This window comes from Exiguobacterium sp. s89 (assembly GCF_018617735.1).
Lineage (GTDB): Bacteria > Bacillota > Bacilli > Exiguobacteriales > Exiguobacteriaceae > Exiguobacterium > Exiguobacterium marinum.
Genome location: NZ_JACSKS010000002.1, coordinates 392,552 through 408,753 on the forward strand (window position 1 = coordinate 392,552; position 16,202 = coordinate 408,753).

Below are 16,202 nucleotides of genomic sequence, written 5' to 3' on the forward strand. Positions count from 1 at the left end.
AGGATTCACATGAAAATTGACTGGACACCGATCACCAAAGTAGTGGCGGAGGCACCGGATACATACACGTTCCATCTCGCCATGCCACCTGAATTTACGTGGCAGGAAGGGGCGCACACGCATCTCGCGCTCGAAGGGTTCAACGCCGGGGACAAACCGGACCGGAGCCTCGTCCGCCATATGTCGATCTCGACATTGCCAAACGAAGGGGCAATCGGGATTACGACCCGCATCAAATCCGAATGCTCGACGTTCAAATCAATCCTTCGCGACATGGTACCGGGGGACAAGGTCGCCTTGTTCAAGACACATTCGAACGTCCCGCTCGAACGGAGTGGGAAGAATGTCTACTTGTTATCGGCTGGGGTCGGACTCGCGACATTCCGTCCGGTCGTCCTCGACTATTTGGCGAACGGGGAAGGCGTCCCGCATCTTCATTCGTTGAACGTCGATTCGTCGAAGGCGTATCTATTCGGTGACATCTTCGAATCGAACGAACGCTTCACGTCAGAGTTCGTGCCGAGTCGGAAAGACTACTACGAGCGCGTGGAGAGGATGGCATCCGACAAGGACGCCTTGTTCTATATCGTTGGCAGTGATGAGCTGTTGCGTGAAACGATTCAGGTGCTCCGGACAAACGGGGTGGCCTGTGACAACATCAAGATCGACAAACATGATTTTCAGCGAGAAGACTTTTTAGGCTGATACTCAAACCGGGGACACGTGCCCCGGTTTTTTCGTGCACAGCTGGACGAAGCGCTCGAAGATGCCACGTCCGTCCGGGGTCCCAATCGACTCGGGATGGAACTAGACACCGTACGTCGGATGCGTCGGGTGTTCGAGTGCCATGATGACGCCGTCTGTCGTCTCCGCCGTGACCGTTAGTTCGGTCTCTTGTACGACGAGCGAGTGATAGCGCATGACGTCCATCGACAAGCCTTCGAAAAGGACGCCTGGCACCGTATTGATCCGTGAGACTTTCCCATGCATCACCTCGTTCGCCCGCCCGACGATCCCGCCGAACGCCTCGGCGATAACCTGGTGACCGAGACAGACCCCGAGAATCGGGATGTAACCGGACAATTGTCGAACGACCGCGAGCGAGACACCGGCGTCTTGTGGACCGCCGGGACCGGGGGAGAGGATGATGCCGTTCGGGTTCATGCGACGGATTTCTTCTATGCAGTCGGTGGAAGATTGCCACCGGTGTGAGTTCGTCACCATTGATCATCCGTTGTTGCATTGAAAGAACCTCCTTATAATGGGTAATAGAAAGGGGATATGCCGATGTCAGTTTTACGACCTGACCAATTTTCAGGTGAAGCGTTGACCGAGCACATCGAACTCGAGGATACGCTGTCACCTTACGTTGACATCAAATCCGATGAACTGAATCTTGAGTATTTTGAGGCTGTCGTACAACATGCCCAGCAATTGTTTGATGCGTTGTTCGAAGAAGGCGACCCCATCCGGATCGTTTGGCATGTATATGGACAGCCCGTCAAACCGACCCGTCTGTTCCGTTATATCCGGGACAAGTCGGTGCGCTTCAAGACGACCGCCACATCGTACACGTTCGATGACGAACCGTTATGGATGTTCACTGTGCCGATAGCGGACAAGTCCGCAATCCGTGTGCGACCACTCCTCGAGGCGATTTGTTATCAAGACTTTTATAGAAAATCGAAACCTCGTTTGAACGGTCAATATACGACGTATCCGTTCGTTCAGTTCATCCACGAACGAGAGGGGCACGTCTTGTTCGTATACGATGACCGCGGTGCGTATATCCGTGGTACGTCGCCAACCCACCTCCAATCGCTCAAACAAAAAATCTCCCCGTCCCACATGCCCGATCGGACATGAAGGACGAGGAGATTCCCCGTGTTGCCACCTTCGTTGAAAGACGCCTTGTCTTCCCGTTATCGCGAACCATCATTCGCTGTCCCCGATAACGGGAGGACCCGTCAGAGCCTACATGTCGGTCTGAACGCTCAAAAGCCCATTCACGCAAGGCACGACACCGGTTCGCATCGACCACCGGCTTTCTGAAGACGTCCCTTCGCGCTACTCTTCTTTCTCATCGCGAGTTCGTATGAATGTTATCGTTACTTTAATGGGATAAAGATGCATTGTCAAGCATCATTTGACCGAAGGGTGCTCCACCTGACGTTTGCCGATGAACGTGAACGTGATCCCCAACGCCAGGAGGGGAAGGAGCCACCACTTTGTAAAGAAGAAGAGGGTGCCCCGATACATGAACCACTCTAGGACCCAATAGGCGAAGAGCGTGATCAAGGGAGCGATAGACAAACGCTTCAGGCGCAGTGCGATGGCGACCCCTAGTCCGATTGTAAGCGTTGGGACAATCACGAGTTGCCATAGGAACGGGTCGATATAGTGAAACATGGAGAGTCCTCCTTAAAACGATTTGTATCCTAGGAAGTACGGATGCCACATCGGGTCATGGATCGAGTTGATTTGAAGCATCTCGCCCCCGGCATGGATGAAGAGCTCATCATCGAGCATGATGCCGATGTGCGATGGACCGGATTTATACGTGCCGGCGAAGAAGACGATGTCCCCGCGACGACCACTTGTTTCTTGTCCGTGTCCTGATAGATGTTGATCGCGGCGAGCGCATAGCGGCGGCCTGTCTTCGTGTAGCGCGGCATCTTGTCTGCGAGCACGTCGCGTTTCATATAGACGTAGACGCCGTCCTTGAAGAGGCGGGCAGTGTCTCCGATGGTGCCATAGACGCTCGTCTGTTCGCCACGGACGAGGGAGCCGATGATCTTACCGGCAGCATCGAGCGTATCAGTTTCTGTTTGGATGTAACGTGTGAGAGCGTGTACCAAGGCGTCATTTCGGACGAATCCGTTCTGAGTATCGACCGTGACGGACGTATGCGTCTCGGTCACGTCATGGATCTCGACCCGTCTCGGCTCATCCGTCACGAGCAGGACGATTGATTCCTCCGGGTCGGCATAGAGGGTCATGCCGGCACGAAGCATGGCATCTGACCCGACCGCCTGTGCGGTGAGAGTCCAATAAAAAGTAAAGAGAACAGGCAAACTGAAGATTCGTTTCAACATTTCCACTTCGATTCATGAAATTTACAGTTTTTAGTATATACGTAGCCAATGTGAAATAGGTTGCATATTTCGATAAGAGGGAAATGATTGAGTCATTCGATGTTCTGCATTCCACTCGTTCGCTGTTCGTCATCTGTGCTATGATGGACGGGGAAAGGAAGGGACAACTATGGAGACACTCAACATGAAACAACTTTCTGACGACCGGTCGGCCCATCAAGTGGCCGGCGATCTCGACGCGATGCGGGCGCTCATGCACGACTCGTTCCGATATGTCGATTCGAGCGGGCGTCAGTTCGATAAAGAGACGTTCTTGGACCAGTACGTCGACCCGACGGCGATTCAATGGAGCGCACAGGAGACGGTGACGTTCGACGAGACGGTACGCGGCGACCTCGCCGTCGTCCAACTCTTGCTCGAGGAGAAGTTCATCCTCGGCACGAACGCCTACGAAGGTCGCTTCTGGATGCTTCATCTTTATACGAAAGAAGATGGCGTCTGGTTATGGCAAGGCGGACAAGCGACGATGATCAACGAAGGATAATAAGCGTTTAGACACTCCAAATCGATGGAGTGTTTTTTTATAAAATGAAGGAAATGTGAATTTGAAAAATATATGACTATTTTAGAAAAATTATGTACCCTTTTGAAAAAGGACAGATTATAATAATTTTGTAAACGATTGTCATTATTCCTGAGGAGGACCCAAATTCATTATGAAACAACCAAAATATGCAGCTCTTTTCTTAGCGACTACGCTCGCATTCGGAGGAATCGTTCCTTCAACAGCCGTCAACGCGGAGACGACTGAAGACGTCACAGCACCTGACGCCCCTGTGTTATCAGCACCACTCCACACGTCGAACTCACTCACGATCACGGGTGAGGTCGCAGCGAAAGCGGAGATCATGATCAACAGTAAGACGTACGTCCGTACCATCTTAGAAGGTGGCGAGGCCGTCTTCAAGATGTCTCCACAGTCGGTCGGGAAAGTGATTGATGTCCGTCTCGTCGACCTGAGCGGCAACATCAGTGAGACGACGCGTGCGATCGTCGCAGAAGACCCGGAAGCACGTCCTGATGCACCGGTCATCAAACCGTTGACGGAGACATCGCGCGAAGTGCGTGTCCTCGGGGAGCCGGGACAATACGTCGAGCTCATGATCGGCGACAAGACGTATAAAGGGAAGTTCGATGCGAACGGTCTCTATCGTCGTGGGATTGTAGCTCAACCTGCTTACTCGTGGCTCTCGGCGAAGACGGTCACGACGAAAGGTGCGACGAGCGACATGTCAAAACGTAGCGTCTACAAAGACCGGTACGCACCGAAACCGGCAACGTTGACAAAATCGGTGACGGCATCGATGCGTGGCGTTTACGGTAAGGCAGAACCATATTCGACGGCCATCGTCACAATCGGCAGCAAAACGTACACGGCACCGGTCATGTCACACGGTGGGTTCATCGTCCCAATCCCTGCTCAAAAGATGGGACAGAAGATGTCACTCGTCATCCGCGACGGTGCAGGCAACGTCAGTAAACCAAAAGCAATCACGGTGCAACATGCACTCTATCATGACTTCCATCGTGTCTATATTGAAGGCATGAAGTTGACGCTCCATAAAGAAGCATTCCGTTCAAGTGGTGACACGCGCTACGCCGAGACATTCGCACCGGCCTTTCTCGGTCATCCATCTAAATCAAACCTGAACTTCCTGCTCAACTACTTTGCGGAAGATGGGGAAATCGCAGGGTTTGAGAAGATGACACTCCGCGTTGGGCGCGCGACATACTCACAAAATATCTCAGAAGATGATGTGACGTACGAAATGTATGATGACAGTTCGATTGAAGAGTCGTTCCTATTCGACCCGAGCACGAAACTCATCAACTTCGTCGACAAGTACGTACGTCCGGAAAACCGGATCGTCGTCACAATCGAAGGTAGCGAATTCGACCTCGAGTTCAACTTATCAGGTGCGGAAAAACGCGCCTTCATCCAATCGCTTCAATACGCAGGTTACTAATGAGGGACCGGTGGAAACACCGGTCTTTTGTATGCGAAGATCTCTTTCTTTATAGGAAGAAAGACGATTCGACGAATAGATTGAAACAATGTCGAAACATTTTTGTTACATTTTTGAAACATGAACCGATAAATACCGTAGAACGATGTGGGGCATATGCTCCAACACATATGAAAGAGGGGAAAACATGAAAGCACGATTCAAGCAATTCGTGGCGATGGTGACGGTTCTCGTCCTCGTCCTCTCGTTCCTGCCGCCAGCACTCGCTGACAGCGGAAACGGGATGACCGATGCCACATTACTCACTCCGGGGGAAGCCCTCGAGTTCACGACCGATACAGACCCGGTCAACACGTATTGGTTCAAGATGGAACGAGAGAGGTCCGCGATGACACATATGGAAGTCACGTTCGAATCTTCGAAGCTCGCGAACATCAGCGTCTACCCGAGCGCCGACATGGCGGCGAAGGATGAGACGTTCGACCGTTACCGCGCGAGCGCGACGAAGGAAGAGGAAGAACAGACGGCCAAGATCGACTTCCCGTTCGCATGGGAAGGTCCATACTACATCAAGGTCGAGTATATGCCGATGGAACTCGGCGAAGAGATGATAGACATGCCGACAGAAGAGGTACCGGAAGGCGAAGAGCCGCCGGAACCAGACCTCTCGATGTTCGCGTCCGACATCAAGCTCGTCGTCAACCCGGTCAAACTCCCGGTCAAATACGAGCAGGTCGGCGGAGACATGTGTGCCGTCGAATCGATCGTCCAACCGGCACCGGAACGTGACTCGATGCTCAAGCTCATCCGTCGCGTCCAAAGTGAAGTACTCGGCACGTCACAAGAAGGTCGCGACTTGTCGGCCCTTTACTACCGTGCCTCACCGTATATCGTCAAGGCGATCACGTTTGACGGCGAGAAGCGCAAAGCTGCCCTCACCGACTTGAAGACGCTCCGTCCGTTGCTGACGGCACTCGTCGACAAGAAGGCGTATACACTCAAAACCCAGGACGCCTCGGCGATCAACCGTCTCCACGCCTTGGTCGACGCAAGCGTACCGACCGCGTTGCAAGGCGAGATTGGCGAGATCGCGACAGCGCTCGAGATGGACTCGCTCGCCGGGACCCCGGTGACGGACCTCTTTGGTAAGATCGGGATGACGATTCAAACGGACGGCAGTGACGCACCGCGTTACATCGTCAAATACAAATCGTCACCAAACACATCAATCGGCAAGATGAACGCGATGAGCGACGTCTCGGCCGAGCGTATCGCCATCGGGAAACCGTCTGACTACTTCGCGCTCGTCGATGTGGAAGAAGCGTCGACGAAGATGCAGGCACAGGCGAAGTCGACGCTCGAGTCGGACCGTAACGTCGAGTATATCGAGCCGGTCCAGACGTATGAGTCGTTCGCGACCGACGTCAGCCTCGATTACCAATGGGCGATCAACGAGAAATCGGTCCTCGAGCCGTTCGCGAATGCAGGGATCGGCCTCGACAAGTATGAGGCGTTGAACTTGCCGAAACGGTCGATCAAAGTGGCCGTCCTCGACACAGGGGTCGACCATCGTCTCCTTGACCTAAAAGGCAAGGTCGATGTCGCAAACGCGAAAAACTTCGTCGACCCGAACGGGGAAGGTGACGCGATCGATGACCACGGTCACGGGACACACGTCGCCGGCGTCATTGGCGCGACACGTGACAACGGCGTCTCGATGCGCGGAATCGTTCCGAACGTCTCGATTCTGCCGGTGAAAGTACTCGATGCGGGCGGTTCTGGGGACACGGACCAAATCGCACTCGGGATCAAGTATGCGGTCGACGCGGGGGCGAAAGTCATCAATATGAGCCTTGGCGGCAACGAGAGCCGTACGCTCGGTTATATGTTGAAGTATGCGTATGACCGTGGCGTCGTCATCGTGGCGGCGACAGGGAACGATGCGCAGTCTCGCGTGTCGTATCCGGCATCATCGAAATATACGATCTCGGTCGGCGCGACGAACGCCTTCGGGATCGTCTCGGATTACTCGAACTACGGCGTCAACGTCGACGTCGTCGCACCGGGCTCGAAAGTGGCGAGTCTCGTACCAGACGGAAACGTCGTCTACATGGACGGGACGAGCATGGCGACACCACACGTCGCTGCAGCCGTCGCGCTCCTCAAGTCGTATCACCCAGATCTCTCGGTCGAAGACGTCCGGACGCTCTTGCAGCGGACGGCAGACCCGATCGCCTTCTCGGGTGGGGATGCACCGTACGACCCACGCATGAGTGACGGGTTCGAGTATGTGCTCGAAGAATTGGGCATGACGCTCCCGGCGTATTACAACCCGGTTAGCGGATTCGGGAAGGCGAACGTCTACCGCGCCGAGTCGATGCTCAAATTGAATGCCTCTGGCGCGAGAGCACAGGACAACTCTACGACGTTCAAGGCGAAAGTCGCGTCGGGGACAACGGTCCGTGTGTATAAAGGAGAGAAGTTGATCGGACGAGGCACGTCGAAACAGACCGTGGCCGCTTTCTCGATCAAACCGCAAAAAGCAGGGACGCTCCTTCGTGTCGTCTATACGAACGGGAAGTATGAGACGAGCGAACGCGTCGTCGTCAAAGCCGGCGCACGTCCAGGGCAACCGAAAGTGAACACGCTCCGCTCTGGCGCGAAGTCGGTAACGGGTCGCGGTGACGCCGGGATGCGTGTCGTCGTCCGCAACAGCAAGTATCAGTTATTAGGACGCGGGACGGTCCTTCCGAACGGTATGTTCTCTGTGAAGACACGTGCGCTCAAAAAGAGTGAGACGATCAACGTCCACATCGAGGACTTGAAAGGTCGCCCGGGCAAGATGACGAAGGTGACTGTACGATAAGACTATATGATAGAAGAGAGACGGGTATGCCGAGTGATCGGGATGCCCGTTTTTTGGTCTTTCGAGGAAATGGGCAAAATAAAAAGGGGATGAACCCCTTTTTATCAGTAGGCGATTGTCTCGCCTCTTTGGGTGTAGGAGAGATAGACGTTCGAAGCGTTGACGAAGTCAATATCTTGTTTGGTGTAAGGGGTATCGAGCTCGATCCATCCTTCCTCGACTTGATACAAGATCACCGCATGCGTGACTCCGTCCCCGATGATGGCGTTGTCGATTCCGGCCAAGTCGTAGACGAGCGACTTGACTTGCGCACCCGCATCGCAGTCTGTTTTGCGACGGAATAAGTCATCGTAGGCAGACTTGACGCGGTCATCCCCGACGACGGCGTCTGCTTCGTATTTAGAGCTCAAATAAATATAGAAGCGATGGACCCGGTTCATTTTTTCATAAGTTTTGAACGAGATGTCGCCACGAAAGACATGTTCCAATGACATCTCGGCACTCAAGAGACCCGCATTGTCGCGTGAACGAAACGATGGGTCGTTCCGGTCTTTCGTCCCTCTCTCGCCGTCTAAGACGCGATAGACATACTCATTAAGACCGAACTCAGGAGAATCATACTTCGCATCAAATTCCGCCTTCACCCGTTTATAGACCGCATCATACTCGGCTTGCGTATCGACACCATACGTATGACTCCCATAGACTGTCCGAGAGATTTGTTTGTTTGAAGGTGGCGTACTTATATATTTAGAAGGTAGCCAACCGGTCTTCCCGCCGACGCGCACGCGAGACCACTTGCCATATTCCCCGGTCTTGACGGCGCTATCTCCGAAACGGACCATTGTGATCTGTTTTCCTTTCGTGGACCACGTCGAGAACAAGGAAGTCGTTTGTTTCACGAGATGAGTGTCAGTCGAGGAAGGTACGGCTGGCATGAGCGCATCTGACGGCACCCATCCCGTTCTTCCTTTATAGGTGATTTTCGTCCAACTCCCAGACGTCGCATTTTGATAGACGGTCGTACCGAACGTGAGCGGGAAGACGAGCTTCGCCTGCTTCGACCGTGAGGCGTACACTTTCGTATATTCCGTTGTCACACGTTCAGTCGTTGCGGTCACCGATGAGGATTTGGCTTGAACGGTTAAATCGAGTGAAGGGACGAACCCGTTCGGTGAGAGGACGAGACATCCGATCAATCCGAACGAGATGGATGCTTTTATTAAGTGTCGCATAGTGGAATCTCCTTTAAGTTTTCATTGATTTCAGTATAGGGCAATCTATGACAAAACATCTGTCACGTTTCAGACGAAAAGGGAACCTTTTTTTCAGTTTCTCGTGATAGGATCAGCGATAAACGAATCGAACCAGTTCAAAAATCTTAGATAGGCAAATAGTCCCTGCAGCCATAATCAATCCGAACTAGCCATCTGTCCCCCTGTAGTTGGAATAAGGAATGATATTTTGGATAACTTTGGTTTTGTGAAAGAGGTCAATGATTTTTAATTTGGAAATATGTATGGATTAGAAGGGACTTTAAAAATCGATAATGTAAATTAAATACTTAAGGTAATTAATGGTATAAAAATGGTTTTCAACGAGTATTTCAACTTAAATCGCATGAAATCAACAAAAATCGACTCATTTCGACATTTCCAAAAAAGGTAAATACAAAAATGAATTAAACTAAAATCTCCAAAATTCAAAAACGTTACCAATTTTGCGAAAAAAAACGCTTGTGTCGCTTGGAAGTGTTATGTATATTATGGATGTAAGGTTTTCCAAGAACAGTCTTGGTAAATTGTTCAAGATGATTCTTGCAAAGACTTCTACCGGGGGAGAACGCCTGGTCTACAGAAGAGTCGGTTACATAAACATTAGCACTTTATTCATTGTTATGGATACATGGCTCCGAACGAGATCGGTTGGGCAAGGACGGTAGAAAAACCTATCTACCTAAGGGAGGATTTTCATCAGATGGCTAAGAAGAAACAATTCGTTACTGCAGCGGCAGCGTTCGCAGTAGCAGCATCAGCAGTAGCGCCTGCAATTACAGCAGACGCAGCAATGAAGACAGTACGTCTTTCATCAGATTATGTACGCGTAGGGGACCTCGACGCGACACTCGACAAAGAGTACAAAGGCAGCGAGATCTACTGGTACAAATCTTCAGTAGACTTGAACAAACTCGGCGTATTCCAAACTGCTAAAGGTTTTGTTAAAGGCCAAGGCATCCGTGTTGAGAAGCGCGTCCGCGTCTTGAACCACGCACAAGAAATCAAACCTGAATCTGAATTCGTATTCGAGCAAGGCGTTCCTGTTTCAGGAATCCGCGTTCAACCAGTTCTCTTCGCAGACGGTAACGAATATGCGAAACCACTTTCAGTAGCTGGATTCAACACAGATAAAGTTGGGGAGTTCGAAGGAACACTCACTTACGCTAACCGCGCTTACGGCGTTGTTACGAAAACAGTTAAATACAAAGTAGTGTCATCTGCGCCTGAATTGGAAACAGTAAAAGCTGTTGACGTTAACAAAGTTGAAGTGAAGTTCAACAAACCGGTTGACCCATCTAAAGCTACTGTAAAACTTACAAAAGGTCTTGCAAACTACAACGTGACTACAGAGTGGAACGAAGCAAAAGATGCTGTTGTAATTACTTCAGTATTGAGTAAACTTAGTCCATCTGATTACACAGTTGTCGTTGAAGGCTTGACGGAAAAAGCACTTTCTGCTGATGTTAAATTCGAAGCGGAAAAAGCAAATGAACTTAAAATGACAACTTCTAAGGTGGACGTAGCTGGAAATGCTACTTTGCACTTTGATGTTCTCAACCAATATGGCACTAAGTTTACTACAGTAGACCCGAATAAATTAACTGTGACAACTACAGAGTCAATTGATGAAGTTAGTTTCTCAGAAGTAACAGAAGGATCTTCTACTGACAAACGAGGCAACCTTAAAGGTGACTTCACGATTACTGGAAGTAAGTTGAAGGCAGGAGATATGTTTAAAGTAACTGCGGTCTATGAAGGTGTGGTCACAACTGGTGATGTAACATTCGTAAATCCAATTGGACTTCAAACACTTGCATTTGGATCGGTATCACCACTAAAAGATAAGACTCGCATTACGACAGGAGAAGAAAACCTTGTTGTAGATTACACTGCTGTTGATCAGTATGGGACTGCATACGAATTATCAAATGACGATTTAAATGCAATTACATTTGTATCTTCGGATTCAGATATCGTAAATGTTGATTCATTAGAAATCGTTGACAAAAAGTTAACTTTAGATGCAGGTACGAAAGCAGGAACAGCTATTATTACAGCGATTCTTCCAAATGGTAAGACAGCCCAATTCTCAGTAATGATAGAAGCGGCTGCTTCAGTTAAAACAGTGGCGATTTCTGCTCCAACTAAGTTAATTGCTGATGGTGAAAAAGCTGAACTTGATCTTGTTGTTTACGATCAATTTGGACAAGTGATTCCTAACAAAGATGTAACTGGAGTAACTTTCTCAAATGGATTTAGCATTAATGCTAAAACTGGAAAACTTGAAGGTACTGTAACAGCAAATGATGCATTTAAAGTAACTGCCACAAAAGATGGAAAAGAACTCGCGGCTGTTACGTTCTCTGTAGAAGCTAAAGCTGTAGCAAACACAATTTCAGCAATTGATTTCGAGTCACTCTTTGAAGTTGGTGCATCAAATGAAATTATGCTCGATGACGTTTCGGTAAAAGATCAGTATGGTCGCAATATCGAACCTACTACAATCGAAGTAACAGAAGTTGATGCTACAAACGATAAATTTACAGTATCAGGTTCTGAATTTACGGCAGTTGAAGCTGGGCAGAAAGTCTTTAAAGTTGCTGTTGATGGTTCAGCGAGCGCAGTTAAGAACATTACATTGACAGCTATTGCTTCAAAAGATATTACATCATATGAATTGTCTCCACTAGGAACAATTTATAACGCTGATGCTTACGCTGTTACGCCAAAATTAATGGGTAAAACAGCTGATGGTAAATCAGTAGTTCTCAAGACTGGGAAAATTTCTTCATTGACTTCAAGTAATGCTAAAGTAGCTGTGGTCGATGGTCTTACTGTAAAAGGTGGCCTTGCTAGTGATGCAGCTTCAGCAACCTCTACCATTAAAGCTTGGAGTGCTGATGGTCAACTTCTTGGTACTGCTTTGGTTACAGTCACTAATGAAAAACCTTCATTGAATTCAATCGTAGCTTCTGAAGAAATTGGTTCAGATGTTGATTCAGTATTTAAATCAAAAGATCAGTACGGAAAAGACTTTGCGGAGATGGGTACTTGGTACTTCACAAGTACAGTTGAGGGCAGCAACACTGTTGCAGTTACATCTGGCGCTAAAACTTTTGCAACTGATTCAGATGATTTTGATCCTGCTACTGGTGACTACACAGTTAAGTTCGTTTCAGAAGATGGGCTCACTGTAGCGACGACAGTAGTAACAGTTAAGTAAGAAACCACTTCCCTTATCGTAATCAGAGTAAAATTATTCATAATAAAGGAATCTCTGACTAATGTTTGAACTGAACCCTGAATGATAGACACTCGATAAAGAGTGCTCATTCAGGGTTTTTTGCGTGCGGTCGAATCGATATAATGAACCCTATTCGAGAGAGGTATTGAAGGTCGCAATTTTTTCGAATGCGGACGCCATGATGGTCGATCACCCGAGTGGGAACACGGAATCGTCACGAAGATATCGAGTTAACGAAACGTCTTAAAGAGGCGTGTGTATTGATAGTCATCCATTTGCCGACCATCTGATTATCGGTGACGAGACGTATCGATCACTTTGAGATTGATATCTATGATCTCACGGTAGAAAACAGATTCATTATTTGTAAAGAATGATGTTCGATGCAATGAGCTTTTTTGATAAACTGAAAAAGAATTGAAAATATTGTAAATGGTATGGTGGTGATATGGGATGGATCCAATTGAAGCAAGGTGTCGTCTTCCGGGAAGTGAACTCGAAAGTAATATTCGAAAAGTTATACCGTACGAAACAAAAGAGTAATTTCAACGACTTCGTCGATTTTGTGTCGAGTTTTCTTCAATTGTTCAAATCGAATCATTATACGGAATCTCAATTTGATGTCTTCGCACAGAGTTTGAACAAGAAGGACTTGTTTCATTATCAACGAGCACTCCTCTTCTCCCGTCTCGTCAAACCGATGTACCGGATGTATGAGGAATATTTGCGACGAACGAACAAAATCGACTTCAATGACATGATCAACGAAGCGACTTCGATTGTTTCGTCCGATGCCGTCCATTTGCCGTACAAATACATCATCATCGATGAGTATCAGGATATCTCCGCCAGTCGTTATCGTCTGATTGAAGCAATCCGAAAGAAGACGGTGGCGACTATCCTGTGCGTTGGAGATGACTGGCAGTCCATCTATCGGTTTGCGGGGTCTGATTTGAGTCTGTTCACAGATTTTGAACATTACTTTGGCAAGAGTGCTCTACTAAAAATTGAGAACACGTACCGCAACTCGCAACAATTGATCGATATCGCTGGTCGATTCGTCATGAAGAACAAGCGTCAAATTCGAAAGAACCTCTCTTCGGGAAAACGACTGACCACACCTGTTCTCGTGATGGGGATCAAGGGGAAGAACGACTTTGAAGTCGCCTTACGTAGAGCGCTTGATCAAATCGTTCAATCACATGGTCCGGAGTCGGATGTACTGCTCGTCGGACGGAACAACTTTGACATCAAGTCAATTGAGGGAAGCGCTTCGTTTCGAGTGAAGCACATGAAAGATGAAGTGCAAGTGACCGACCGGACGCATCCGAATCTTCGAATCTCCTTTTTGACGGCTCACCGTTCAAAGGGACTTGAAGCAGAGAACGTGATCTTGATCAATACGGCAAATAGTAAGAACGGCTTCCCGAATAAGATCATGGATGACCCGTTATTGTCATTCGTCCTTCAGAAACAAGAAGAGTTGGAGTTTGGGGAAGAACGCCGTCTGTTCTATGTAGCGTTGACACGGACGAAACATACGACGTATGTGCTGACGCCGGATGACCGCATGTCGACGTTTGTCCAAGAGTTGATCAAGGAGCAACAAGTCCCGTATGAAATGGGAATCGAGGAGGGCAAGAGCATCCGGGATAATCCAAAATGCCCTCGTTGTTTAGATGGTCACTTGGTCATTCGTGAACAGACAAACCGAAAGTCAACGTTTGTCGGTTGCAGTCACTATCCGGGCTGTGACTATACCGCCAATCATCCAAGTATTATCCATGATCCGATTGTCTGTCCCTCGTGCAGAGGATATCTTGTGCTGCGGGACGGGAAGAACGGCAAGTTTTATGGATGTTTGAACTTCCCGCTTTGTAAACATACGATGGAACGAGAAGATGTGGAGCAGATGAAGCAGGTTGAGAAGAGGATGAAATGAAGGAATGGAATCGCCGACGGCGGTTCTTTTCTTTTGATATATGAACTACGAATTAAGAGGGGGAGAAAAGTCTAAGGGATCGAAATATCAATTCAGATGAATTCTATGATATATGCAATCGATGTGGTAGGTCCCAAACCATCAAGAGTGGCTGAATTGGGTTTATCTTTGTGCGTTGCATTCGTGAGAATTGATATTGGATCCAAAGCAACGATGGTAGTGGAGCTTAAAAGTTTCGTGGTTACAGTGTTCAGTCTCAAAAAAACGACAATCAAACAACTAAACGCCCAATCGTTAGTCGAACTCAAACGGGTTCGTCTTTTATGTGTCTGATCATTTTGTCACTTCCTGTCGAACGAAAGACCTATAGCCAACACAATTAATTCCCCTTTTTTATTAAAAACAAACAGAATGTTTGTTACAATAACGTTACACTAATGTTATATATAGGTATTAATTGAATTCCAATCCATAATACAATGTTCTGTTTCCACACAATTCAAGTGAAGGATTTGGAACTTTTAATCATTCTACTCATCTATTACGAAGGAGCTGTGTCCATTGAACGATGTTCTTTTTTACGTCTTATTGTTACTGGCGCTTCCGACCCTCGGTTTTATCTTAAATTCGTTTGTCACCCTGTCAGGATTTGTGAAACAACGAATCCATCGTCGTTTCCCATTCACGGAACAACTGTCATTCCGCTCAAAATAATGAAAGGTTATTGTCTATTTGACTGTTCTTGACAGCTTCCGCTAGATCCTCTCACGCCACTTACGATGAGGAATTTTTGCGTATCCACTTCAGCACATTCATTCCCATAAAATTTAAAAATCAGACATCGTCCACGCATCCCTTATGCTAAGGTTGAGGCGTAAGACTTCACTGATAATGGCAAAACTACGCGAAAGCGAGTGACGCAAAGCTATAGGGCCTGTAAAATGGCAGCCAGTTTCCAAAGGAGGTTCGTCTCGTGAAGAAATTCTTCGCAGGGATGTTGGTATTGTTGTTCGCACTGATTGTGGTGCGACCTGCCGTCGCAGATGCGGCGAGCGCGCGTGTCGATACTCGGACGGGGAAAGTCGACGTGTACATCTCAAATAAGGACAAAGAATCGTTCAAGTTCGAGGTGCGACAAGGCAAGCAGGTCCGTACTTACGATGTCTATAGAGGGAAGAATCATTTCAACGTCAACTATGGGAATGGAGACTATTCATTCACGCTTTACCAGTCATCGGACGGGAAACGCTATAAACGCGTCTACCGCCTTCAGAAAACGGTCCGCCTCGTCCATTCGACGGCACCGTATCTCCATTCCACCCAAAATGTCTCCATTGATTCTGCGACGTCGCGTCTCGCCTCGTCGTTGTCACGTTCATCTTACTCCACTTCGACACAAACGCTCGTGACGAGCCGTCACGTCAACCGACTCGTTGACTATGACGACAACAAGCTCGTGAAGCTCTCATCGACTTATCTGCCGAATAACGCCGACACGATTCGGACGAAACGGGGGATCTGCTATGACTTCGCGTCACTAAACGCAGCACTCCTTCGTGCCCAAGGCATCCCGACCCGTCTCGTGATGGGGACGGCGAAAGGCGTCGACGGCTATCATGCGTGGAACGAAGTGTTCGTGAGTGGGAAGTGGCGTGTCATCGATGTGACGCGTGACGTGACCGAGCGACGGACGACGACGTATCGTAGCACCTCTGACTATCGTGCCACACTCTATGACTGAATGACGACCA

13 protein-coding genes, 1 riboswitch and 1 other annotated feature are annotated in these 16,202 nt (G+C 48.7%); of the genes, 9 read left to right on the forward strand and 4 right to left on the reverse strand.

Annotated features, from left to right (window positions below; translation table 11 throughout):
- The first annotated feature begins 9 nt into the window (after nucleotides 1-9).
- The gene (locus KNO96_RS08015; RefSeq protein WP_214703285.1) at nucleotides 10-705 is read left to right on the forward strand and encodes a ferredoxin reductase domain-containing protein; all 696 of its coding nucleotides are present in this window, start codon (nucleotides 10-12) and stop codon (nucleotides 703-705) included.
- Nucleotides 706-807: 102 nt separating this feature from the next.
- Here KNO96_RS08015 and KNO96_RS08020 read toward each other — a convergent pair whose 3' ends face one another.
- Nucleotides 808-1,221 carry an anthranilate synthase component II gene (locus tag KNO96_RS08020; RefSeq protein WP_353047587.1) on the reverse strand — a complete coding sequence of 138 codons (414 nt, stop codon included), beginning with the start codon at nucleotides 1,219-1,221 and terminating at the stop codon, nucleotides 808-810.
- Nucleotides 1,222-1,287: 66 nt separating this feature from the next.
- On the opposite strand from KNO96_RS08020, the gene KNO96_RS08025 reads away from it, so the two are divergent.
- Nucleotides 1,288-1,866 (forward strand): DUF3885 domain-containing protein, encoded by a 579-nt coding sequence (locus tag KNO96_RS08025; RefSeq protein ID WP_214703286.1) that lies wholly within the window; start codon nucleotides 1,288-1,290, stop codon nucleotides 1,864-1,866.
- Nucleotides 1,863-2,093: a binding site (T-box leader), on the reverse strand. Its footprint overlaps the gene before it by 4 nt.
- Nucleotides 2,094-2,142: 49 nt before the next feature.
- Here KNO96_RS08025 and KNO96_RS08030 read toward each other — a convergent pair.
- Nucleotides 2,143-2,409 carry a hypothetical protein gene (locus tag KNO96_RS08030; RefSeq protein WP_214703287.1) on the reverse strand — a complete coding sequence of 89 codons (267 nt, stop codon included), beginning with the start codon at nucleotides 2,407-2,409 and terminating at the stop codon, nucleotides 2,143-2,145.
- A gap of 12 nt (nucleotides 2,410-2,421) precedes the next feature.
- On the reverse strand, nucleotides 2,422-2,580 hold the full coding sequence (locus KNO96_RS08035; protein WP_214703511.1) for an NlpC/P60 family protein: 159 nt from the start codon (nucleotides 2,578-2,580) through the stop codon (nucleotides 2,422-2,424).
- Nucleotides 2,581-3,264: 684 nt separating this feature from the next.
- Between KNO96_RS08035 and KNO96_RS08040 the strand changes: the two genes are divergently transcribed.
- From KNO96_RS08040 to KNO96_RS08050, 3 genes are all read left to right on the forward strand, one after another.
- Nucleotides 3,265-3,639: a nuclear transport factor 2 family protein gene (locus KNO96_RS08040; protein ID WP_251125102.1), complete on the forward strand. Its 375-nt coding sequence runs from the start codon at nucleotides 3,265-3,267 to the stop codon at nucleotides 3,637-3,639.
- A 172-nt stretch (nucleotides 3,640-3,811) separates the two neighbouring features.
- Nucleotides 3,812-5,122, forward strand: a complete 1,311-nt coding sequence (locus tag KNO96_RS08045; RefSeq protein ID WP_214703288.1) for an Ig-like domain-containing protein — start codon at nucleotides 3,812-3,814, stop codon at nucleotides 5,120-5,122.
- Nucleotides 5,123-5,309: 187 nt separating this feature from the next.
- On the forward strand, nucleotides 5,310-7,988 hold the full coding sequence (locus tag KNO96_RS08050; protein WP_214703289.1) for a S8 family peptidase: 2,679 nt from the start codon (nucleotides 5,310-5,312) through the stop codon (nucleotides 7,986-7,988).
- A 104-nt stretch (nucleotides 7,989-8,092) separates the two neighbouring features.
- Here KNO96_RS08050 and KNO96_RS08055 read toward each other — a convergent pair whose 3' ends face one another.
- Nucleotides 8,093-9,223 (reverse strand): SH3 domain-containing protein, encoded by a 1,131-nt coding sequence (locus tag KNO96_RS08055; RefSeq protein WP_214703290.1) that lies wholly within the window; start codon nucleotides 9,221-9,223, stop codon nucleotides 8,093-8,095.
- A 742-nt stretch (nucleotides 9,224-9,965) separates the two neighbouring features.
- On the opposite strand from KNO96_RS08055, the gene KNO96_RS08060 reads away from it, so the two are divergent.
- From KNO96_RS08060 to KNO96_RS08075, 4 genes are all read left to right on the forward strand, one after another.
- On the forward strand, nucleotides 9,966-12,488 hold the full coding sequence (locus tag KNO96_RS08060; RefSeq protein ID WP_214703291.1) for a hypothetical protein: 2,523 nt from the start codon (nucleotides 9,966-9,968) through the stop codon (nucleotides 12,486-12,488).
- Nucleotides 12,489-12,957: 469 nt separating this feature from the next.
- Nucleotides 12,958-14,451: a topoisomerase DNA-binding C4 zinc finger domain-containing protein gene (locus KNO96_RS08065; RefSeq protein WP_214703292.1), complete on the forward strand. Its 1,494-nt coding sequence runs from the start codon at nucleotides 12,958-12,960 to the stop codon at nucleotides 14,449-14,451.
- A gap of 561 nt (nucleotides 14,452-15,012) precedes the next feature.
- Nucleotides 15,013-15,165: a hypothetical protein gene (locus KNO96_RS08070; protein WP_214703293.1), complete on the forward strand. Its 153-nt coding sequence runs from the start codon at nucleotides 15,013-15,015 to the stop codon at nucleotides 15,163-15,165.
- A 169-nt stretch (nucleotides 15,166-15,334) separates the two neighbouring features.
- A riboswitch (cyclic di-GMP riboswitch) is annotated at nucleotides 15,335-15,411 on the forward strand.
- Nucleotides 15,412-15,424: 13 nt separating this feature from the next.
- Complete coding sequence (locus KNO96_RS08075; RefSeq protein WP_214703294.1) at nucleotides 15,425-16,192, forward strand: transglutaminase-like domain-containing protein; 768 nt, start codon at nucleotides 15,425-15,427, stop codon at nucleotides 16,190-16,192.
- The last annotated feature ends 10 nt before the right edge of the window (nucleotides 16,193-16,202 follow it).